Below are 22,093 nucleotides of genomic sequence, written 5' to 3' on the forward strand. Positions count from 1 at the left end.
AACTTCGTCAAATGGAGAATTCGATTATTAAATATAATTAGCTCATCTTGCTCAGCAGGGATTAATAATGCACAATAAAAATAACAAGACTACAACAGAACATGATTTTTTTACAAACATTCGATAAAGGTTTCCAAAATGAAAAAGGTTATATATCCTCTATTTTTTACTTTTGCACTCTCAGGCTGCGCCTCAATAACCGGTGATTCATTACAACCTGTTGCAGTGACTGCTGAAACACTTCAAGGTGTTAGCATTCCACAAGTCAATTGCAATTTGAAAAATGAAAAAGGTGAATGGAGTGTAGTGACACCAAATAGTGTAAGTGTCCACAAAGCATCCGGTGACTTATTAGTTAAGTGTAAGAAGGATGGGTTGCCCGATGGAGAATTAAGAGCAATTTCGCGGGCAGGGGCAGGTATGTACGGCAATATACTTATTGGTGGCGGCGTAGGTGCATTAATTGATCATAATAAAGGGACTGCTTATAACTATCCAAATAACTTACCTGTTGTCATGGGCAAGACAGTAATAGTTGATAGGCGAGATACAAAATAAACTAATACGCCAATCAATAGGGATTCTTGGACAACCCTTATCCCTATTGATTTATAATACAACAGAGTGTGAGCCAACAAGACATTCGACGACGGACGCGGTGACAGCACATGACTCCGATCAATCAGTTTACCGCCGCGCCCGTCAATTCAGACGTTGAGGCTGTAGAAAAATCCTCTTTTTCGCCATTTTGTGGGATAATCAGGCATCGCAAGCACCCGAACGAGTAGGCAGGCATGGCACGCTACAAACCGATCCATCAAGGCTTAAAACTGTTGGCACTGGACTTTGACCGGCAAATCCTGCCCGGTACGTTTGAATACGCGCTGCGCCATTTGGTGGATAACGAACTCGACCTTGAAGGCTTCCATCAACGTTATAAGAATGATGTGCAGGGCGCAGCCGCCTTTAACCCAGCCGCATTACTGAAAATCATCCTATTGGCCTACAGCCGTGGCATTATCAGCAGCCGTAAAATCGAAGCAGCGTGCCGCGAGAATATGCTGTTCATTGCGGTTTCCGGTGACAGCCAGCCGCATTTCACCACGCTGGCGGCCTTCATTGCCAATGCCGGGGAGCTGATTGCCAAACTGTTTGCCCAAGTGCTGCTGATTTGTGACCGCCAAGGGTTAATCGGCAAAGAGCTGTTTGCCATCGACGGGGTGAAGTTGCCATCCAATGCCAGCAAAGAAAAGTCCGGCACCCGCGCTGACTTCCTGCGCCAAGCAGAACGCATGGAAAAAGCCGCCGCCAAGATCATCGGCAAACACCAACAAGCCGATGCCAGCAACGTGGATGAAGTCGCAGCCAAACGCGAAGCCAAACAATTGGAACGCCTGCAACGCGAAGCCAAACAGTTACGTGATTGGTTGGCAGACAACCCCAAAGATCGCCAAGGCTCCAAAGGCAGTATCCGCCTGTCCAACCGCACCGATAACGAATCTGCCAAAATGGCAACCAGCAAAGGCGTGGTGCAGGGCTATACCGGCGTGGCAGCCGTGGATTGCCATTACCAAATCATTGTCGAAGCCCAAGCCCACGGCACGGGGTCGGAACAAGAACTGCTGATGCCGGTGGTCAATGCCACTGCCCCCATGCGCACCCCCGAAACGGTAATCGCTGCCGACAACGGCTACCACAGTGAAGCCAATCTCAAAGCCTTGGCGGAGGCTGGGATTGATGCCTACATCCCCGACAAGGATTACCGGCAACGCGATGAACGCTATGCCGATCAGAGCCATCTCCTTATACACAAATCAATCCATTCCCAACTCACTAGCCATCTGAATACCATAAATACAGTCCAGCACTCGTGAATAGCCCAACCAGATACTTTTAGCCCCCGGTTCGCCATCGGATTTTCTGCCCAAAAAGCCACCCAGTTCTGCCAGATTGCGGATCACTTGATTGAGGGTAGGTATGCCATCGGGTAGTGCTTTTTTGCCGAGCCGGAAGGATACTTTCCATTCCAGCGGGTCAAACACCAGATCAGCCGGAAGTTCTGGGCAGGTACGCCCCAACCGCATCAGAAACATAATCCGCCAAGCCACCATGATGTAGAGCGCGAGGGCTTTTTCGATGCGCTCTTTGGTCTCCAGTTGCAGTTTTTCGACGCGACAGCCAACTTTCAGGACATCAAAAAACATTTCGATTTCCCAACGCGCTCGATACCAGTCGATAAGTTCACAGGCAGCATCGGCTGTTTCCACACAACGGTTGGTGACTAAACGCCAAATGAGGGGCGATTTTCCGGCGGGTGGGTTAATTTCTTTGGCTTGAACCAAGGTCAATAGCATCGGATGCTGACTCTTGGGACGCAAGGTATAACGTAACACCTTGATTTCTTGTACCACTTTGCGGGGCTTTTCACCCTGCTTGCGCGGTTTGGTAAAGGTGATACGGGTCAACGCCTGTTGTTGCTCAATGGCATCCCACAGTTTGAGGTCATCTCCTAATGCACGGTTATGTTGCGCCCGTATCAGCAGGTCAGCCGGGTAATTCAAGGCTTGCGCCCGTTGGAGCAAGTCGTAAAAGTCGCTTTCACGGTCGCCAGCATAGATGAAGCGGTGTTCAGGGCAGCGTGCCGCCAGTTCGGCTACCCGTTCATACCCTTCAATCCAACGACGGCTTTCTTTGATGCTGGGGTTGGCTTGGTCGGCCGCTTTGCTCAATCCCCGTGACCACATCCACGTATCGGTGATGCCCAACGGCAAACGTTCTGGGGTAATACACAAGGTCGGATGCAGGTACATCCCGCGTTGCTTATCGTAGGATAACCGCCCCAAGCCCTCGGTTTCCTGTCCATTGAAGTCCAGTTCGGTCGTATCTTGAATACACAGGATAATCCGCGAGTCTTGTTGACGAATTCGGCACTCTGTCGCTTCAAAGTGGGATGCCATCAAAGCATCATGGCTCACCGCTTCATTCCAGAAGAAACGGTACGTCGCCAAGGTGCTTGACCAACTCTGGCAAGCCTTGGGGATACTGGATTGGGGCACTTTTAGCATGGCGTTGAGAATATGGGCTGCGCGTGTTTCGAGGCGCTTGTCTCCCAAATCAAGATCGGTGAGTTCGCTAGATGACCAGTTCATGGGTGTAAATTGCTTATCTTACATCAGCTTGGGAACTTGTGTATAAGGAGATGGATCAGAGCGTGCATCAGCAAAAACCTGACCCCTTGTGGAACAAAAGCCCCACGCCCAGCAAAGCCAAAACCTATAAACCCGCCGACTTCCAATTAGCCGCTGACCTCAGTCATTGTCTTTGCCCGGCGGGAAAACGCCTTTACCGTACCGGCAAGAATTGCACCCTGAATGGCTATGCTTCGGTACGTTTCCAAGGCGCGTTGCGTGACTGTGAACCCTGTACCCAGCGTCCCCAATGTCTGAAAGACCCGGCAAAAACCCGCGCACGGCAAGTCACTTTCCTGCAAGGCAAGCGCGATGACACGCCCAGCTACACCGATTTGATGAAGCCAAAAATCGATTCAGACCTCGGCAAGCGCATGATCACTCAACGCTTCGCCACCGTCGAACCCGTGTTTGGAAACTTGCGCGGCAACAAACGCCTGCACCGCTTCACCTTGCGCAGCAAAGCCAAAGTGGACGGGCAATGGAAACTGTTTTGCCTGATGCACAACCTCGAAAAGCTGGCACATCATGGGTATGCCGCATGAAGGGGGAAATGATGCAGCCAAACACGCAAAAATGCACCGTATTGCCCGTCTCAGACGGCATTCAGGGCGTTACGGGGAAACGGGAAATTGGCAGCGATGAAAAAACCTGTCAGCCGTGTGGGGTGTTCAAAAAAATGACTGCCCGATCTGGATAGGATGATCAGATTCGGGTTTTTCTACACCCTCGTTATCTGCACATAGATTCCTCACACACTCAATCAAAGGGGTCAGACTCGATTGATTATCCTCTGGTTATCATTGCCGTTTTGATTAAATCAATCGAGTCTGACTTCTTTGAAAATTTCAACATTGATGGCGCACCACGAACATATCGGCGTTCATCGCTTCTAAATTGCGCACCGTATCCAGCAAGGTTTCACCCTTGGATGCCGACGAGGTGCGAATATCGAGGTTGGTGACATCCGCACCCAGCCGTTGCGCGGCGATTTCAAACGTCACACGGGTACGGGTGGAGTTCTCGAAAAACAGGTTCATGACGGTTTTGCCGCGCAGCAGGGGGGCTTTTTTCTGCTGTTTATTCGGCAACGTGACGAATTGTTCGGCGCGGTCAAGGATCTCTTCCAACAATAGCGGCGGCAAACCTTCGATAGTCAGAAAGTGTTTCAACTTGCCGTCTTTGGTCAATTGCATACGCGACGGTAGCGGCCCTGGGGAAAGGTGAGCGTGGAGCATGGATGCACTCGCTTTTATTTTGAACACTAAAGGTGCGGGTATCTTACAAGGTTGCGTGGGTAAAGCGAATAGCGTAGCTTAGTTTTCCTGTAACAAACGACCGATGGGAACTCCCTCCATGCAAGCCATTCTCGCCAACCCACGCGGCTTTTGTGCCGGTGTTGACCGCGCTATCGAAATCGTTGACCGTGCCTTGGAAATCCTCGGCGCACCCATCTACGTGCGTCACGAAGTCGTGCATAACCGCTTTGTGGTGAACAACTTGCGTGACAAAGGCGCGATTTTCGTGCAAGAACTCGATGAAGTGCCGGACGATGCCACCGTCATTTTCAGCGCCCACGGGGTTTCCCTCGCGGTACAGCAAGAAGCCAAACGCCGTGGTTTGAAAGTGTTTGATGCTACCTGCCCACTGGTGACGAAAGTGCATATCGAAGTCATGCGTTACAGCCGCGAAGGGCGCGAAACCATCCTTATCGGTCACAAAAACCACCCCGAAGTCGAAGGCACGATGGGGCAATATGACACTGCGTTCGGCGGTGCAGTTTACCGCGTTGATTCCCCGCAGGAAGTGGCGGAACTGGTGGTGAATAACCCCGAAAAGCTGGCATTCGTCACCCAAACCACGCTATCCGTGGACGATGCTTCCATCGTGATTGACGCTTTGCGTGCCAAATTCCCCGCGATTATTGGCCCGAAAAAAGACGACATTTGCTACGCCACCCAAAACCGGCAGGATGCGCTGAAAAAACTCGCGGATGAAAGCGATATGATTCTAGTGGTCGGCTCGCCCAACAGTTCCAACTCCAACCGCTTGCGTGAAATTGCCGAAAAGCGCGGCACTCCCGCTTACTTGATTGATGGCGCGGAAGACATCCGTGCCGAATGGCTGGAAGGTAAACGCAACGTTGGTGTAACCGCTGGCGCATCCGCCCCCGAAGTGCTGGTGGAAGGCGTGATTGCCCACCTGCAAGCGCACGGGGCGAAGGTGCGCGTGCAGGATTCAGGCATCACCGAAAACGTGTCGTTTGTGCTGCCGAAGGCATTGCGGCGAGATTGAGCATAACCTGACTATTTTAAAGCGTACTTAAAAATAGACACGACCATTTTAAAGTAAACTCTATTATAGTCGAATGCGTTACATCAAATCCCGTTCCTTTAAACTTATACAAACTTAACCAAGGTCAAGTTTGCGGTTAAATTCCTGCTTCATTGGGGCTGGTTTCACCTTCGGTTTGCACCGAGAGCCAGCACCTTCCGTCGGGTAAGAACAGTACATTACTGCACCATCCTCCCCTAAGAACCGTACTTGTGATTTTCACCACATACGGCTCAAGCCTCTCTTCAGCCACTTTTCAGGGTGGTCGGCAACCCACGGTTTACACGGCTGTGTAATTGTCGGTGACAGTCCGGGTGCATTAAGACCAAGTTCCGCGAGTCATCCGTACCCCCTTTTACCCGCCATATAACATGGTGGACGTGCCACCCTGTTTGCTTGGTCAGGTTTTGCCCACAAGCGGTACACTTGCCGTCCTGTGAGTGCCAGAGGTATTTGATCCTAGCGCCGTGGGCTTCCTCCTTGAAGTGGCGTTGAAACCGCTCCTCAAAGTATTCTTCCTGCGCCGGGTCATAGGGGTTCGCATCTGCCTTAATCTTGACATGCCGGACAATGGGAACAGAGGATGCCTTGAACAGGTCAAGCCACACCCCATTCCCTTTCCTGTCCAGCACCTTTACCCTAAACGTCCAGTTACACCCATTGTGGTGAGGCCAATACTTAGCCTTGACCCACATTTTGGGTTTGTTGGGGTGTCGCCGTCTTGCCCATTTCCATAGCTTTTTCCAGATGGCATGATCAACATCGGAAAATGTTTCCTTTGCCACTTGGTTTTTGTGGTACTCCGTCCATCCCCGTATTTTGGGGTTGAGGAGGCGGATCAGGTTTTCCTGTGTGGCGGTCTTATTACTGTCTATCAGTTGCCTGATGCCTGCCAAGAAGTTTTTAACGTTCTTCTTGGCAGGTTTGATCATCATCTTCCCGTTGTACTTGCGGAAATTCCAGCCCAGAAAGTCGAAACCTTCTGAGATGTTCACCACCTTGGTCTTTTCCGGTGAGAGGATTAGTCCCCTTGCCTCCAGAAACCGTTCAGTGATGGTTTTGGCTTCTTCCAGCACTTCCGGGCTTGTGCCCGTGATGATGAAGTCATCGGCATATCGGATATAATTGACCTTGGTCGCCCTGCCACGTCCAGTGATTTTTGGGAAGGCTTTAGCCAGTTTACCCGCCAATCCGTCCAGTGCCATGTTTGCCAGTACGGGGGATATGATACCGCCCTGTGGAGTGCCTGCTTCCGTATCGGAGCGCACCCCTTTCCACACGAACCCTGCCTTCAGCCATTTCCTGAGTATCGCCGTATCCGTAGGGATGTTGGCGAGCAACCATTCATGGCTAATGTTATCAAAGCACCCGGCGATGTCTGCCTCCAATACCCACTTTGCCTGCGTTTTTTGCGCCATGCTGATGAATATCTGTTCCGCTGCGTCCTTGCAACCCCGTTTTGGCCTGAACCCGTATGAGTTCGGGTCGGCTGTGGTTTCCGAGATGGGTTCAAGGGCAAGCAAGTGAAGTGCTTGCATAGCCCTGTCTTTCATCGTCGGGATGCCTAACGGGCGTTGCTTGCCGTTTGCTTTGGGAATATATACCCGTCTCAGTGGCTGGGGCTTGTAGCCCCTGCGTTTGAGACCCACTATTGCTTTGGCTTTGGCCGGTGGAGTGTCCCAAGTTTCATTGTCCACCCCGGCAGTCTTTTTGCCGCTGTTTTCCGTGACACGTTTGACCGCCATGCATTTGGCGTAAAACGAGTGGGTCAGTAGCCATTGCAAGGATTTTGCCTTGCGGTGCTTCCCTTCCCGGATTGCCTTTGCAATACGCACTTGCAGCTTTTGGGTGGCCTGATGTGCTTTTGCCCGGTCAATTCCGTGCCAATCCACCACGCCATCGGGGGTGGCACACTTGGCTTGCGCTTCGTTCATTTGTCCAACCTCCTGTAAAAATCCTACAAACTCTCCTGCAAAGAGAGACCCGCCAGAAGTCTGCACCCTTTTGGGCAGGGTGATGTTTCAACCCCTGTCCACCCCATTACAGAGTGGCATTCGCTTTTTCTGGCATCCCATACCCGCATTCCCATCGGCTTCCCTTACGGTCGGCTTGCCATTGCTGGCGGGGATACGGGCTTATCCTGTTCCACTTGAGTGACAATGATGGGGTAGACCCTGCCTGTTCACCGATGGCTGTTGTGTCCGCGTAATCCCATGGAGGAGGGGATTAACCAGCCATTTGCCTTTTGGCTCAAGCTTGTCAGCATCTTTAGCTCGTTCTGCTTTACGATGTTTATCAGCAGTTCACTTTCGTTAGTCATACCATCAAGCCTAGCTCCCATCCGCATTGATGCTTACAGATAGCGTGTTTCCTCACGAAACCTACGCCGCCTTATGGCAGGTTACTTTGTCCTGACCGCTTCACACCGCACCGTTACCAGCACCGCATGGGTCAGTAGGCTACTGGTGGCGAAACACCAGGTTTCTCTTTTGCTTTTGACAAATGAAACAATCACTTAAGAGGCATCAGGTCGCACCCTCCGCAGGCAGACACCGTGGAACTCACGGCGTATTCTTGCAAATTCTTGGCGGCGTTGATGTCACGGTCATGGATAGTACCGCAAACGGGGCAAGTCCATTCACGTACCGACAGCGGCAACTTGTCCACTTTATGCCCACAGCCAGAAGCAGAACACGTCTTACTGGAGGCAAAAAACCGATCAGCCACCACGACCACCGCACCCCGCCTATCGGCTTTGTATTCCAGTTGCGGTTATCGCTGCGCACTCTGCTACATACGCGATAAAGAAGGGCATGAGGTGGATTTCGCCATTTTGCAGGATGGTGTGCTGGAAGAATTGATTGAAGTGACATACAGCGATGCTGGCATTTCGCCTTCGCTGCGTTATTTCACTGAACGCCTTAAGCCTAAGCGGGCGACGCAAATTGTCGCCACGTTGGATAAGCCGTATGACAAGGATAGTATTCGTGTGACTAACCCGTTTCGGTACTTTGCCGATGTGGATTATCAGTAATCGTAATAATCTTTACTGCTCTCGAATGTGTCTCAAGAGTGCAGGATAAAATTCTTGAAAATCTAGCATGAATGCCGTTTCGTGTTGCTGCAACAATTCCACCGCAGCAGCTAGTTCAACCGGTCTTTTCATACGCTGTGCAATCCTGCCCAGACTTTGCTGAATGCCTTCATGGGTGGAATAGGTATTCAACCATTGCTGCTCGATCATCCGTTGCACGACATTTTGCCCGCTGCTTGGCAGTTCGGGTATTTGTCGCTTCAGCTCGTTGTGAATATCCCGAATAAACGCATCTAACGGTTGTTGCGTATAGTTATGCCAATGATAACTCAAGCAATAATCGTAAAAAATATCGACTAACACGCCCGCAAAGCGTGTGTAGGGCGGTGAAATATAGGTTTTACTGCGTTGCACGACCGGGTGACGATCGGTGAAATGGTCAATGGCTTGATGCAGCTTAATCGCGTGTTGTTGTGCGGGTGTGAATAGGGCGAGGTTGCTGGGATTCACAATGTCGGGTAATAAACTGCCTGTTCGATCCGCATCGACTACGCTGGCTATGTGTAAGTGTGCTAACCAATTCATTTATCAGAGTTTCCCTGCTAAAACGACGTAGGGGCGAAAAATTTTTCGCCCCTACCAAGATGCAACATCTGCGTGGGATGGCTTAATCCCCGTTGCCATTCCCCGGCTTCAGCTTCCAAATATCGCGGTTATATTCCGCCATCGTGCGGTCAGTGGAGAAGAACCCGCTGCTTGCCGTATTCAGAATACTCATGCGCGTCCAATGTTCCTGATCTTGCCAGGCTACCGCGACATGTTCTTGCGCATTCACGTAGCTGCGGAAATCCGCCAGCGTCATCCACGGGTCGTTGCTACTGAGCAGCGCATCCAACACCATGTCGAAAATGCCCGGTTCGGTCATGTTGAAGTGACCGCTGCGGATCAGCTCAATTACCCCGCGCAAATCCTCATCCTGTTCCACGTAATGCCACGGATGGTAGCAATGGCGTAATTCATCCACATCATCCGCCCGCAAGCCGAACAGGAAGAAGTTAGGTTCGCCCACGGCTTCCAAAATTTCGATATTCGCACCGTCATACGTGCCGATGGTCAATGCGCCGTTCATCATGAACTTCATATTGCCCGTGCCAGACGCTTCCTTGCCTGCGGTAGAAATTTGTTCGGATAAATTCGCGGCGGGCGCAATGATTTCCATGCTCGACACCCGATAGTTGGGGATGAAGGCGACTTTCAAACGCCCATCCACATCAGGGTCGTTATTGACCACTTCCGCCACGCTGTTGATTAGCTTGATAATGCGCTTTGCCATTGCGTAACCGGGGGCGGCTTTCCCGCCGATCAATACGCAACGGTCTGCCCAATGATCCAGCTTGCCGAGTTTGATACGGCGATACAAATGCACCACATGCAGCAGGTTCAGTAATTGGCGTTTGTATTCGTGAATCCGTTTCACTTGCACATCGAACAGGGCATTCGGGTTGAAATCGACCCCGCATTCTTTCTTCACCAAAGCCGCCAAACGTTGCTTGTTGGCGTATTTCACCTCACGCCATTGCGCATGAAACGCGGTGTATTCCGGCCCTGCCAACGGCTTGAGTTTTTCCAACTGGCTTAAATCGCGAATCCAGCCGTCGCCAATGTGTTCACTGATCAACGCCGTCATGCCAGGGTTGGCATGAGCCACCCAACGCCGTGGGGTGACACCATTGGTTTTATTGTTGAATTTGTCCGGCCAGAGCTGGTAGAAATCGTGGAACAAGCCATCCACCAGCAATTGCGAATGCAACGCTGCCACGCCATTCACCGAGAAACTGCCCACAATCGCTAGCCATGCCATGCGTACTTGTTGCGAACTACCTTCTTCGATGATCGACATGCGGCGTTGGCGTTCGGTATCGCCTGGCCATTTCATTGCCACTTGGCGCAAGAAACGTGCATTGATTTCGTAGATAATTTCCAGCAAGCGTGGCAACAGTTTGGCAAATAAATGCACTGCCCAGCGTTCCAGCGCTTCCGGCAGCAAAGTGTGGTTGGTGTACGCCATGCAGTTGGACGTAATCGCCCAAGCATCATCCCAACCCAAGCCTTTGTCATCCATCAATATACGCATTAATTCCGCGACCGCAATGGTCGGGTGCGTATCGTTCATTTGGAAAACGTGTTCGGCAGCAAACTGACTGTAATCACGATTGCCCTGACGTTCCCACAAGCGGATCGCGTCTTTCAAGCTGGCAGAGGCGAGGAAATATTGCTGACGTAAGCGCAATTCCTTACCGTTTTCGCTGCTGTCGTTGGGGTAGAGCACCATCGAAATGTGTTCGGCGTGGTTCTTGGCTTCGACCGCTTCGGTATAACTGCCTGCATTGAATTCGTCGAGGTTGAATTCATCCGTCGCGGTGGCTTTCCACAAGCGCAAGGTGTTCACGGTGCCGTTTTTATAGCCGGAAATCGGCATGTCAAACGGTACGGCGAGTACGTCATTGGTCCCGACCCAACGCACGCGTTGCTTGCCACTGTGGTCAAGGAAATGTTCGGTATAACCGCCAAATTGCACCTTCTGACTGTATTCGGCACGTTCCAATTCCCACGGATTTGGGTCACGCAGCCAATGGTCAGGGTCTTCGATCTGGTAGCCGTTTTCAATGTGTTGGCGGAACATGCCGTATTCGTAGCGAATCCCGTAACCTACTACCGGTAAACGCAGCGTGGCACAACTGTCCATAAAACACGCTGCTAAGCGCCCTAAGCCACCGTTACCTAAACCCGCATCCGGTTCTTGCTCGGACACTTCTTCCAGATCGGTGCAATAGTTTAGCAATGCTGTTTTGGTCGGTTCACCAATATCGAGGTTCAGCAAGTTATTGCCGAGTGAACGCCCAATCAAAAATTCCAGCGACATGTAGTAAGCACGGCGGCGACCCGGTTGCAGGTAATCGCCCCACGTCCCGCGCCAATCCACCATCAAACGATCCCGCAAGGTGTAAGCCAGTGCTTGATATAAATAAACCGATGGACACCCCTGAAAGCGTCCCAGATGGTACGAGAGGTAACGCTGAAAATCATTGCCCAAGGCTTCCGCATCATTTGGGAGCGGATCGAGCGGTACGGGTACATAAGGGATGTGGTGTGAAAACTGTTCTGTCACTGTGAGGCTCCTTTCTTGTATAACGCCAAATAGGCGGCGGCGCTGTTATCCCATCCGAAAGCATGTTTCATGCCAGTTGTCTGGATGTGTTGCCAGACAGTTGGCTGGTAAAAGTAATCAATGGCTCGCAAGATCGTACCCTTCAGCGCACTGGTCAGCGGTTCATGGAACACAAAACCATCCGCAATGCCCTGCTCCAGATTCACGGCGGACGTATCCACCACCGTATCTGCCAGCCCACCGGTATGCAGCACAAGCGGTGGCGTGCCATAGCGCAAGCTGTACATCTGGTTTAGCCCGCACGGCTCAAAGCGTGACGGCATCAAAAACATATCCGCCCCCGCTTCCAGCAAATGCGCGAGTTGCTCGTCATAGCCGATGAACACGAACACGCGTTCAGGGTGTTGCGCTGCCAATTCCCGCAAACGTTGCTCAAAATAGCCATGCCCAGCGCCGATCAGTACGAAACGGGCGTCGGTACTTGCCAGCAAACTGGGGATGGCGTTGATGATTAAATCTACGCCTTTTTGTTCTACCAAACGGCTGACCATGCCCAATAACGGGAATGGCAGGTGTTCAGCCGGATTTTTCACCCCAAAACGTTGCAGCAAGGCCGCTTTGTTCTGGCTTTTACCCGGCTGGATAGCGTCGGCAGAGTAATGTGCGGGCAATTGCGGGTCTGTTGCCGGATTCCACACGTCGTTATCCACGCCATTAAGAATGCCGTGCAACTTGTAACTGCGCGATTGCAGCAAGCCATCCATGCCGTAGCCAAACGCGGGGGTACAAATTTCGCGTGCATACGTCGGGCTAACCGTCGTTACCACATCCGAATACACGATACCCGCTTTCAGCATCGAAAAGCCGCCGTAGAATTCCGCCCCTTCCGCTGACCACCAGTAGCTCGGTAGGTGCAGATTCACGAAATCGGCTTGCGAAAAATGCCCGCCGTAAGCCATATTGTGAATGGTGAACACGCGCTGTGGGCGTTGCGGCAACATATCCAGAAACGCAGGCACTAAGCCGGTTTGCCAGTCGTGCGCGTGTACCACATCCGGTGTCCAGCCAATCCCTAGCGCATCCCGCGCCAATTCGGCGGCAGCGCGGGAAAATACCGTGAAACGTTCGGCATTATCCGCCCAATCATAGCCATTCGGTTGCAAATACGGGTTGCCGGGGCGATCAAACAGCGCCGGGCAATCCACAATCCACAGCGGGAACGGGTAATCAGGGTGCTGGCTTTGCAGAATACGCACTGTGTGTACTTGCCCCGCGCCTTGCAATTCCAGCCAGCCGAGGATTTGCACGCTGCGTAACTTACGCAATAACTCGCGGTAGCCGGGCAGTAACAGGCGCACATCCACATCCGCCCGTTGCAATGCCACTGGCAAGCTATACGCGACATCACCCAATCCGCCGGTTTTCACCAAGGGGTAGGCTTCACTGGTCACAAACAATAATTTCATCAACAAGCCCGTAAAAACAGCGCCGCGAGAGGCGGCAGAGTAACCGTGACGGAATGTTCAAAGCCCATCCACGCGTGATTTTGCACCGGAATCATGCCCGCATTGCCACAATTGCTGCCGCCGTAATAGCTCGAATCGGTATTCAGCACTTCGCAGTAATTGGTCGCAGCGGGTACGCCAATGCGGTAGTCATACCGCGGCACAGGCGTAAAGTTTAGCAATATAATCAACTTATCGTCAGGGTTTTCGCCGTGGCGAATCAGGCTGAGAATCGACTGATCCGAATCGTGGCAATCAATCCACTGGAAGCCGCGTCCGTCAAAATCGTAGTGATGCAACGCCGCTTCTTGCCGATACAAGCCGTTCAAATCGCGCAGCAAATGGCGAATGCTATCGTGTGCTGGAAAGCTGCACAGCGCCCAATCCAGTTCTTTTTTCACGTTCCATTCTGCCCACTGCCCGAATTCACTGCCCATAAACAGCAGCTTTTTACCGGGGTGCGCGTAATGCCACGCGTAAAACAGCCGCAAGTTGGCGAAGGCTTGCCAGTAATCCCCCGGCATTTTATCCAGCATACTGTGCTTCAAATGCACCACTTCGTCATGCGAGAGTGGCAGCACAAAGTTTTCCGCGTAAGCGTACATTTGGCTGAAGGTCAGCAAGTTGTGGTGGTATTTGCGGTGGATGGGGTTTTGCTCAATGTACTTGAGGTTGTCGTTCATCCAACCCATGTTCCATTTCATGCTGAAACCCAAGCCGCCGATTTCCACGGGGCGCGATACCGCAGGCCATGAGGTGGATTCTTCCGCAATCGTTAATACGCCGGGGAAATAGCCATGCACCACGGTATTCATTTCACGCAGGAACGCAATCGCCTCAATGTTTTCGCGCCCACCGTACTGGTTTGGCAACCATTCGCCCGCTTTGCGCGAATAGTCCAAATACAGCATTGAAGCCACCGCATCCACCCGCAGCCCGTCAATGTGGAATTCATCAATCCAATACAGCGCATTGGAAATCAGAAAGTTTTTCACCTCATTGCGCCCGAAATCGAAAATCAGCGTACCCCAATCCTGATGTTCACCCCGGCGCGGATCTGCGTGTTCGTAGAGCGGTTCGCCCGTGAATTTTGCCAGCGCAAAATCATCTTTGGGAAAATGCGCCGGTACCCAATCCAGCAATACGCCAATGCCTGCGACGTGGCAGGCATCCACGAAAGCGCGGAAATCATCTGGCGTACCGTAACGGGCGGTAGGCGCGTAGTAGCCAGAGACTTGATAACCCCACGATTCATCCAACGGGTGTTCCGCGACGGGCATTAATTCGATATGGGTGTAATTCAAATCAGTGACGTAGGGAATCAGCGTGGCGGCTAATTCTGCCCACGAATAGAAACGCTCGTCGGGGTGTTTGCGCCATGAACCGGGGTGCAATTCGTACACGCTCATCGGTTGATGTTGCCAATCAAACTGTTCACGCGCAGCAATCCATGCGCTATCTTGCCAAGGATGCGGGACATCGTTGGGAACGCGGGACGTGGTTTCAGGGCGCATGAACATTTGCTGTGCATACGGGTCGGTTTTGACCACGATGGCATCGTGTCGATTGAGGATTTCGTATTTGTAAGACGTACCGACTGCAATGCCGGGGATAAAAATTTCCCACACACCAGAATCGCCGCGCACGCGCATTGGGTGACAACGACCATCCCACGCATTGAAATCGCCGATCACGCTAACGCGTTTGACCGCCGGAGCCCAGACCGCAAACAACGTGCCTGCGATACCATCGACGCTGCTGGCGTGTGAACCGAGTACTTTCCACGCGTGGTGATGGCGACCTTGCCCGAGGAGATGCAGGTCAAGGTCGCCCACCTGTGCAGCAAACGTGTAGGGACAGACGGCATCGTGCCAGTTGCCCGATTGTTTGTCCTGCCAGCTTAGGGCGGGGTGCGAGGGAGCAGTGTCAGTCGGAGAGGGTAGCCTCGCTTCAAAACAATCAGTACCTTCTAGGCGTGTCATCAGTCCATGCCCGACGACGTTAACCGCTTCAGCGGCAGGCATGAAAGTACGCAGCACCCAGTTGCCATCCGGTAGCGGATGCCATCCCAGCCAATCAAACGGGTCGTGATGTGTGCCTTGTTGTATCCGACGTAAGTTCTCGTTCATTTCGCTGGTGTCCCTGTAGTTTTTCATGCAATTGTGATGCCAGAGTATCCGGTATGTCTGACCAGTCGAAGCGCCACAGCCAATTGTTGTCGACCGTGCCGGGAATATTCATACGAGCAGCGCTGCCCAGATGCAACAAGTCTTGCAGGGGAATGATGGCAAGCAAGGCGCGGCTATCGAAAATGGTGTCGAGCATCGCATCCGTCACCTGCGCGGCATCCTGAATGCCTAACACCCACAAAACGTGTTGCTGTGCTTCCTCACTTAAGCTGGTAAACCAACCCTGTAAGGTATCGTTATCGTGTGTTCCCGTGTAATACACGGTGTTCTCGCGTACATTGTGCGGTTTGTGCGGGTTATCGTCAAAGTGATCAAAGCCGAATTGCAATACACTCATGCCGGGTAGACCGTATTTGTCGCGCAATGCCGTCACTTCTGGGGTAATCACGCCCAAATCTTCGGCAACCAGCGGAATATTACCCATGCTCGCTTGCAGGCTTTCCAGCATGGCATCACCTGCCACTTTCTGCCAATAACCGTTGATAGCAGTTGGTTCGGTTGATGGAATCATCCAGCTTGCTTCTAGCCCCCGGAAGTGATCCAAACGTACCAAATCGAAAAATTCAAAGTGATAGGCAAGACGCTGTTGCCACCACTGGAAGTTTTCCGTCTGCATGTATGCCCAGTCGTAGTGCGGATTGCCCCAACGCTGCCCCGTTTCGGAGAAGTAGTCGGGGGGAACACCCGTGACAAACGTGGGGGCGCCGTTTTCATTCAGTAAGAAACGTTCGGGGTGCGCCCACACGTCCGCGCTGTCGTAAGCGACGAAGATGGGCATGTCGCCGAAGAGTGCTACACCGCGTGCCGTGGCATAAGTGCGTAAGGCTTGCCATTGCAGCCAGCAGTCGTATTGCTCGTGGATAATGGCTGCCAAAGCTTCGGCGTGTTCGCCGCGTGCCGCAAACAGGGTTTTGGGGTCACGCAGGCGTAAGGGTTCTGACCATTCGCTCCATTCCTGCCCCTGATATTGCTGTTTGAGCACCATAAACAGGGCGTAGTCTTCGACCCAATGTTTTTGGTTGTCGTACCACGCATCGAAAGTACAGGGCTGCTGCGCAGTTCCCTCCATCCCCAACCCTTCCCCCGCAAGGGGTGAAGGGGGCAAAGAAAATAAATTAGGGTTTACGGCAAACGCAGACGCGCATTGATACGGCGAAAGCCCTGCCAACGGCACACCCAGTGGCAACATTTGCCAGACCTTAAAGCCTGCTTCCGCCAGCCAATCGACCCAGCGGTACGCATCCGCATCCAGCTTGCCACTTGGCAAGGACGTTGGGTGCAACAATACGCCAGCCGCCCGTCCGATATTGTGTATGCCCATCAGGTATTCCTACGCATCGTGCCAGCATTTTCAGCGGACGCGCCACCTTGTGACATCGGTTTATCCAAATACGTGGGCGCAATGACACCCAACATTTCATACAGCTTGCGTAATTGCTGGCGGAACAGGTGCTCGAAATCGCGCACGCTATCTGCCGGATTGTAATCACCGAACCACCAGAACCAGTCCGAGCCTTCACAAATGCCTAACTGGCGACTGACCAGTTCTTGCTGCTGCGTATCCAACGTCCCTGCTGCCATGACATCATCAAAAGTCACTTTTGCCGCCGCCAGATAATCCCAACCACGATTCTTATCGGTACACCCAATCCACGTTGAGAATGAGCCATACACCCAACTGCCCGCACAAATCGCAGGCAAGGTGCGCGTTGGCAAGTTGCTGGCTTGCGCAAACGTCACCATCTTGATTTGGTCGGAATGGCTGAGTGCGGCGTACAGCGCATCGAGGAAATACGCGCCGTTTTTTGGGTAATATTCCCACGCATTTTCGCCATCCAAAATGATTGGTACGACTTGGTTGGGGGCGTTGTGGTTGAGGAATACCGCAATGTTTTCCAGATGTTGCACAAAATCGGCTACTGCATCGCGAGCGTGCCAATCGCTGTACTTAAAGCCGATCAAATCCGACAAGCCATCATCACGGAAGAACAAACGTACATTGCTATCGGGTTGCTGATACGGCATGAACAAGCTGCGTTTGCTGTGTTCGTCTTCGCCGTCGTAACCGGACAAGCGGCAACTGTTGCGCCACACACCTTCGCCAGAAGCCGTCCAGCGGATACCCAGCTCATCCAGCAATTGCACCGCGTCTTCGCTGATGCCACCTTCGGAGAGCCACACGCCTTGCGGTTTTATCCCAAAATAATGCTGGAATACATCGATACCTTTTTGTAAATGCCAACGGGAACGCGCTTCGCCATCTGGATACACAGTAGTTTGCGGTACAGGCGCATCCGGCAAGGAACAGCGTAAGTTCTGGAAGTTGTTCAACAGCGGCACAATCGGGTGCATGTACGGGGTCATCGACAACTCCACCCGCCCCGATTCTGCCAACTTGCGATAACGTGGGATCAAGCCGCTCAAACAATCGCAGATCACACTCAACAAGTCACGCCGATCAGTTAAGCTGAATTCGCTGCCTTGTTGCAATAAGCGCTGCACGATGGGCAGCTCTTGCAACGATTGCCCCAGCCACGCCAAGTGATACCACGTCAGCAAGTCTAAGAAGTACTGGTCGCTTAAATGCGCCAGCGAGCAACGGAAGCGCTTGCTGCCCACACCTGTTTCATCGGTTGCCCCAATCATTTTAAATAAGCGCTGGAACGTCGGGTGCGGGTGAATCATGGTCGGCGCATGGCAACGCTGGCATTCCGCAATCAATTCAGCCCGCGCCACTTTATCAAGCGGTACGGGGGCAACACCTGCCAATAGGTTCAACAACTTATCTTGCATCGGTTTACCGTTATGCAAGAAGCTGCTTAATTGCTGGGCGTAATCGTCGATTTGCTCCAGCAAGACCGGCGCAAAGTTGACCACGCAACGCATCCGGTTCTGTTTTTCCAGATGTGCCGCCATGTCGCTGTAATCTTTAATGCCATGCAGGTAAACCCACGGCAAACGGTATTCACCGTCTAACCCATTGCGATACCACGGCTGGTGCATGTGCCAGCACAGCACAACATTTAACTGGCCATTCGCCATAACATATCCCTATCGCCTGAGTGAAGTTTTTGCCCCATCATCTCCGCCGTGACCAGCACAATGCCTTCAGGGCTGACGTGGAAGCGTTTACGGTCGAGTTCGAGGTCTTCGCCGATAATCATACCGTTTGGTATGACCGTGCCTTTGTCGATAATGGCTTTGGTAATCCGACAGTGTTCACCAATGCTGACTTTGGGCAGGATCACACAATCGCGAATATGGCTGTATTTCCCAATGGTGGTAGCAAAAAACACCATTGAACGTTTTACCCGTGCACCGGAAAGGATGCAGCCTGCCGAAATCAGCGAGTCAATCGCTTCCCCACGGCAGCCCTCATCGTCGAACACGAATTTCGCGGGTGGGTATTGCGCTTGGTACGTCCACACTGGCCAATCGCGGTCATACAAATTCAGTTCTGGCTCTACCGCACACAGTTCCATATTGGCTTGCCAGTAGGAATGCACCGTTCCCACGTCACGCCAGTAGCCCGGTTCGCCGTTATTTTTGCGGAACGGGTACGCTACCGCTTTGGAGGTGTGGATATTCGAGGGAATAATGTCTTTGCCGAAATCACGCGAGGAATGCAGTTTTGCCGCGTCTTCGTAGAGCACTTTGTAGAGGAAATCCCGCGAGAAAATGTAAATACCCATCGACGCGAGTGCCATGCCCGGTTTGTCGGGAATTTCTTCGGGGTGTGCAGGCTTTTCCATGAATTTGGTAATGCGCGTGTCGCTGTCTATCGACATGACCCCAAATTCTTTGGCTTCTTCCACGGGAACTTCGATGCAGCCCACCGTGAAATCCGCGCCAGTCGCGTGGTGGTGCATGAGCATTTTGGCATAATCCATCGTGTAAATATGGTCGCCACCCAGCACTAACACGTAGTCAGGGTCATGGCGCTGCACGATGTCGATATTCTGAAACAGCGCATCTGCCGTGCCTTGATACCATTCCTTTTTGCTGGTGCGTTGTTGTGCGGGGAGAATTTCCACGAATTCGCCTATTTCTGCCCGCATAAAGCCCCAAGCGCGTTGCAGGTGGCGGATCATGGAATGCGATTTGTATTGCGTCAGCACCCCCACACGGCGGATACCCGAATTCACGCAATTCGACAGCGCGAAGTCGATAATGCGGTATTTGCCTCCAAAGGGGACGGCAGGTTTTGCCCGCCACATGGTGAGGTCTTTCAGACGAGAACCTTCGCCGCCAGCCAATACCAAGGCGAGGGTTTTACGGGTCAATTCCGTGACCATCTTCGGCTCTGTGTAATAGCGATACAGTTTAGCCTGTTGATTTCTATCCAATGTCATGCTTTCTTCCTCTTCACGCGAGTGGGTGAAGCTCATGTTATTTTTAAAAAATACTCAGCGGGTCGGGCGGCGCTGACGGTAGTGGTTAATCAAGCCATTGGTGGACGCATCGTGGGTGTTCACGGTGCTGGTGGCGGTCAATTCGGGCAGGATGCGTTTGGCAAGTTGTTTGCCCAATTCCACCCCCCATTGGTCGTAGGAGTTCAAGTTCCAGATAATGCCTTGCACGAAAATCTTGTGTTCGTAGAGAGCAATCAGCATTCCTAAACTGTGTGGAGTGAGCGCATCCAAGAGCAAGGCATTGCTGGGGTGATTGCCTGCAAACACTTTGGGGGCGTGTGGTGCGGTCACACCGCTGCTGAGGGTTTCGTCGAGGGTGCGCCCGTGCATTAAGGCTTCGGTTTGTGCCAAGAAATTTGCCATGAGGATGTCATGCTGTTCCGGCAAGCTGTTTTGCTCCGTGACCGACACAATGAAATCCGCCGGAATGAGGCGTGTGCCTTGGTGCAGCAATTGGTAAAACGCGTGTTGCCCGTTAATGCCACTCGTGCCCCAGATGATTGGTCCCGTGTTGTAATCGACGGTGTTGCCGTCACGGTCTACCGATTTGCCATTACTTTCCATATCGGCTTGCTGTAAGTACAGCGGTAAGCTGCGCAAGTAATGGTCGTAAGGCAACACCGCGTGCGATTCCGCGCCAAAAAAGTTGCTGTACCACACGCCCAATAGCGCGAGGATTACCGGCATATTGCGCTCAAACGGTGCAGTGCGGAAATGCGTATCCATTGCGTGTGCGCCGCTCAGCAAGGCTTTGAAGTTATCTGCACCGACAGCGAGCACGATGGAAAGCCCAATCGCTGACCACAGCGAGTAACGCCCGCCCACCCAATCCCAGAAGCCGAACATATTGTCAGGGTCAATTCCGAACGCCACCACCGCGTCACGGTTAGTGGAAACCGCCACGAAATGCTGGGCGATATGCGCTGCATCTTCTGCGTGTTGCAAGAACCATTCCCGCGCATAATCCGCGTTGGTCATGGTTTCTTGGGTGGTAAAGGTTTTGGAGGCAACGATAAACAGGGTGGTTGCAGGGTCAAGCGTTTCGAGCTTTTCTTTGATGTGTGCGCCATCGACGTTGGAAACGTAGTGCATGTTCAAGCGGGCATGGCGATAGTCTTTCAAGGCTTGATAGACCATGTGCGGCCCTAAATCTGAGCCGCCGATGCCGACATTGACCACATCCACGATCGGTTTGCCAGTGTAGCCTGTCCACGTGCCGCTGCGTACCCGTTCGGCAAACACGCCCATTTGCGCAATGACGGCGTTGACGGCAGGCATAACATCTGCGCCATCGACCAGCACAGGGGTATTGCTTTGATTGCGCAAGGCGGTGTGCAAGACGGCTCGGTCTTCGGTGTTATTGATTTTCTCACCGTTAAAGAGGCGGTCGCGCCAACCTGCTACGTCGGCGACTTCGGCGAGTTGGGTGAGCAGTTGCAGGGTTTCAGCGGTAATACGGTTTTTGGAATAGTCGAGCAGAATATCGCCGACTTGCAGGGAAAAGCGTTCAAAACGTTGCGGATCAGCGGCGAATAGCTCACGCATGTGAACGCTGCTAAGCGCTTGATAATGCTGTCGCAACGCCACACTGATGGCGCAATGCAGCGGGGCGGGGCTAGCCACGTTCGCTAGGTTTACCGTGGTGGTGTCCATGTTGTCTCCTTATTCGCGTAACCGGCAGGTGTTGTTGTGCAAATTCTATGCCGGATAACTGGTGTGCTGCCTTGATATAACGCACGTTTTTTGTTGTGAATGCTACACAAGATTTTCCGCGAAACGGGATGAACAGGCAATGAAATTTTATTCAATAACGGGGATTATCTGGGAAGTGGCTTGAATCTGAATGACAAAGCCGCCCGAAAGCGGCTTGTTGCCCCAAGAGCATTTGACCTAGCCAAACGGTCAAGGGGAGAGTTGTGTTTTTAGGGTAAGACATTGTGGCAGTAACTACAATGTCCAGCTTTCTCCAACGATAAAACGCATCAGGCAGCCTTTAACACGGGGTGGTCAAATTGGCGAGCGGCATACATCAGTACGGCGCGGATGTCAGCTTGTTCCAAATAGGGATAATCTTCGAGGATCTCGTTGTTTGCCATCCCCTCTGCCAACATTCCGAGAACATCCTGCACACGGATACGCAACCCTCGGATACAAGGGCGACCACCACACTTACCGGATTCGACTGTGATCCTGCTCAGTAAACTTTCTGCTGTCATGTTATAACCCACCTGATCATTTGTGTTTTCGCCTTTGAAGAACAGC

At 52.4% G+C, this 22,093-nt stretch carries 17 protein-coding genes and 1 pseudogene; 5 read left to right on the forward strand and 13 right to left on the reverse strand.

The window, feature by feature from the left end; genetic code table 11:
* Positions 1-138 precede the first annotated feature (138 nt).
* Entirely contained in the window at positions 139-558 is a 420-nt protein-coding gene (locus J1836_RS06025; RefSeq protein WP_207250188.1) for a lipoprotein, read from the forward strand.
* 236 nt (positions 559-794) lie between these two features.
* Positions 795-1,874 carry a transposase gene (locus J1836_RS06030; protein WP_207250189.1) on the forward strand — a complete coding sequence of 360 codons (1,080 nt, stop codon included), beginning with the start codon at positions 795-797 and terminating at the stop codon, positions 1,872-1,874.
* On the opposite strand, the gene J1836_RS06035 is transcribed toward J1836_RS06030, so the two are convergent.
* On the reverse strand, positions 1,815-3,149 hold the full coding sequence (locus tag J1836_RS06035) for an IS4 family transposase (protein ID WP_207249434.1): 1,335 nt from the start codon (positions 3,147-3,149) through the stop codon (positions 1,815-1,817). The two genes, J1836_RS06030 and J1836_RS06035, sit on opposite strands and share 60 nt — an antisense overlap.
* Positions 3,150-3,199: 50 nt before the next feature.
* Between J1836_RS06035 and J1836_RS06040 the strand changes: the two genes are divergently transcribed.
* Positions 3,200-3,733, forward strand: coding sequence for a transposase (locus tag J1836_RS06040; protein WP_207250190.1), 534 nt, complete (start codon positions 3,200-3,202; stop codon positions 3,731-3,733).
* Positions 3,734-4,042: 309 nt separating this feature from the next.
* On the opposite strand, the pseudogene J1836_RS06045 reads toward J1836_RS06040, so the two are convergent.
* Positions 4,043-4,426: pseudogene (locus J1836_RS06045) on the reverse strand (aspartate carbamoyltransferase); the annotation flags it as partial.
* A 118-nt stretch (positions 4,427-4,544) separates the two neighbouring features.
* On the opposite strand from J1836_RS06045, the gene ispH reads away from it, so the two are divergent.
* A complete protein-coding gene (gene ispH / locus J1836_RS06050) occupies positions 4,545-5,483 on the forward strand; it encodes a 4-hydroxy-3-methylbut-2-enyl diphosphate reductase (protein ID WP_207250191.1) in 939 nt (312 codons plus the stop codon).
* Between the two features lie 284 nt (positions 5,484-5,767).
* Here the strand turns inward: ispH and ltrA are convergent, their stop codons facing one another.
* Complete coding sequence (gene ltrA / locus J1836_RS06055; protein WP_207250139.1) at positions 5,768-7,456, reverse strand: group II intron reverse transcriptase/maturase; 1,689 nt, start codon at positions 7,454-7,456, stop codon at positions 5,768-5,770.
* Between the two features lie 577 nt (positions 7,457-8,033).
* Positions 8,034-8,258, reverse strand: coding sequence for a zinc ribbon domain-containing protein (locus J1836_RS06060; RefSeq protein WP_307792573.1), 225 nt, complete (start codon positions 8,256-8,258; stop codon positions 8,034-8,036).
* On the opposite strand from J1836_RS06060, the gene J1836_RS06065 reads away from it, so the two are divergent.
* A complete protein-coding gene (locus tag J1836_RS06065; protein WP_207250192.1) occupies positions 8,182-8,556 on the forward strand; it encodes a hypothetical protein in 375 nt (124 codons plus the stop codon). The two genes, J1836_RS06060 and J1836_RS06065, sit on opposite strands and share 77 nt — an antisense overlap.
* 12 nt (positions 8,557-8,568) lie before the next feature.
* Here J1836_RS06065 and J1836_RS06070 read toward each other — a convergent pair whose 3' ends face one another.
* From J1836_RS06070 to J1836_RS06110, 9 genes are all read right to left on the reverse strand, one after another.
* Positions 8,569-9,141, reverse strand: a complete 573-nt coding sequence (locus J1836_RS06070; protein ID WP_207250193.1) for an acyl carrier protein phosphodiesterase — start codon at positions 9,139-9,141, stop codon at positions 8,569-8,571.
* Positions 9,142-9,223: 82 nt separating this feature from the next.
* The gene (locus J1836_RS06075; protein ID WP_207250194.1) at positions 9,224-11,725 is read right to left on the reverse strand and encodes a glycogen/starch/alpha-glucan phosphorylase; all 2,502 of its coding nucleotides are present in this window, start codon (positions 11,723-11,725) and stop codon (positions 9,224-9,226) included.
* A complete protein-coding gene (gene glgA / locus J1836_RS06080) occupies positions 11,722-13,191 on the reverse strand; it encodes a glycogen synthase GlgA (RefSeq protein ID WP_207250195.1) in 1,470 nt (489 codons plus the stop codon). Before glgA ends, J1836_RS06075 begins: the two co-directional genes overlap by 4 nt.
* On the reverse strand, positions 13,191-15,359 hold the full coding sequence (gene glgB / locus J1836_RS06085) for a 1,4-alpha-glucan branching protein GlgB (protein WP_207250196.1): 2,169 nt from the start codon (positions 15,357-15,359) through the stop codon (positions 13,191-13,193). Before glgB ends, glgA begins: the two co-directional genes overlap by 1 nt.
* Complete coding sequence (gene malQ / locus J1836_RS06090; RefSeq protein WP_207250197.1) at positions 15,307-16,740, reverse strand: 4-alpha-glucanotransferase; 1,434 nt, start codon at positions 16,738-16,740, stop codon at positions 15,307-15,309. The genes glgB and malQ overlap by 53 nt, the downstream gene beginning before the upstream one ends.
* Positions 16,740-18,461: a glycoside hydrolase family 57 protein gene (locus J1836_RS06095; protein ID WP_207250198.1), complete on the reverse strand. Its 1,722-nt coding sequence runs from the start codon at positions 18,459-18,461 to the stop codon at positions 16,740-16,742. The genes malQ and J1836_RS06095 overlap by 1 nt, the downstream gene beginning before the upstream one ends.
* Positions 18,443-19,771 carry a glucose-1-phosphate adenylyltransferase gene (gene glgC / locus J1836_RS06100; protein ID WP_207251483.1) on the reverse strand — a complete coding sequence of 443 codons (1,329 nt, stop codon included), beginning with the start codon at positions 19,769-19,771 and terminating at the stop codon, positions 18,443-18,445. The genes J1836_RS06095 and glgC overlap by 19 nt, the downstream gene beginning before the upstream one ends.
* Positions 19,772-19,825: 54 nt before the next feature.
* A complete protein-coding gene (pgi, locus tag J1836_RS06105) occupies positions 19,826-21,484 on the reverse strand; it encodes a glucose-6-phosphate isomerase (protein ID WP_207250199.1) in 1,659 nt (552 codons plus the stop codon).
* Between the two features lie 329 nt (positions 21,485-21,813).
* On the reverse strand, positions 21,814-22,047 hold the full coding sequence (locus J1836_RS06110; RefSeq protein WP_207250200.1) for a DUF433 domain-containing protein: 234 nt from the start codon (positions 22,045-22,047) through the stop codon (positions 21,814-21,816).
* Positions 22,048-22,093 lie beyond the last annotated feature (46 nt).

Source organism: Thiothrix fructosivorans, from assembly GCF_017349355.1.
GTDB lineage: Bacteria > Pseudomonadota > Gammaproteobacteria > Thiotrichales > Thiotrichaceae > Thiothrix > Thiothrix fructosivorans.

What these genes read in the sequence shown, in the direction of transcription:
- J1836_RS06025 (WP_207250188.1), top strand. Translation starts at nt 139, where the DNA reads ATGAAAAAGGTTATATATCCTCTATTTTTTACTTTTGCACTCTCAGGC.
- J1836_RS06030 (WP_207250189.1), top strand. Translation starts at nt 795, where the DNA reads ATGGCACGCTACAAACCGATCCATCAAGGCTTAAAACTGTTGGCACTG.
- J1836_RS06035 (WP_207249434.1), bottom strand. Translation starts at nt 3,149, where the DNA reads ATGAACTGGTCATCTAGCGAACTCACCGATCTTGATTTGGGAGACAAG.
- J1836_RS06040 (WP_207250190.1), top strand. Translation starts at nt 3,200, where the DNA reads ATGGATCAGAGCGTGCATCAGCAAAAACCTGACCCCTTGTGGAACAAA.
- ispH (WP_207250191.1), top strand. Translation starts at nt 4,545, where the DNA reads ATGCAAGCCATTCTCGCCAACCCACGCGGCTTTTGTGCCGGTGTTGAC.
- ltrA (WP_207250139.1), bottom strand. Translation starts at nt 7,456, where the DNA reads ATGAACGAAGCGCAAGCCAAGTGTGCCACCCCCGATGGCGTGGTGGAT.
- J1836_RS06070 (WP_207250193.1), bottom strand. Translation starts at nt 9,141, where the DNA reads ATGAATTGGTTAGCACACTTACACATAGCCAGCGTAGTCGATGCGGAT.
- glgA (WP_207250195.1), bottom strand. Translation starts at nt 13,191, where the DNA reads ATGAAATTATTGTTTGTGACCAGTGAAGCCTACCCCTTGGTGAAAACC.
- glgB (WP_207250196.1), bottom strand. Translation starts at nt 15,359, where the DNA reads ATGAACGAGAACTTACGTCGGATACAACAAGGCACACATCACGACCCG.
- malQ (WP_207250197.1), bottom strand. Translation starts at nt 16,740, where the DNA reads ATGGGCATACACAATATCGGACGGGCGGCTGGCGTATTGTTGCACCCA.
- J1836_RS06095 (WP_207250198.1), bottom strand. Translation starts at nt 18,461, where the DNA reads ATGGCGAATGGCCAGTTAAATGTTGTGCTGTGCTGGCACATGCACCAG.
- glgC (WP_207251483.1), bottom strand. Translation starts at nt 19,771, where the DNA reads ATGACATTGGATAGAAATCAACAGGCTAAACTGTATCGCTATTACACA.
- pgi (WP_207250199.1), bottom strand. Translation starts at nt 21,484, where the DNA reads ATGGACACCACCACGGTAAACCTAGCGAACGTGGCTAGCCCCGCCCCG.
- J1836_RS06110 (WP_207250200.1), bottom strand. Translation starts at nt 22,047, where the DNA reads ATGACAGCAGAAAGTTTACTGAGCAGGATCACAGTCGAATCCGGTAAG.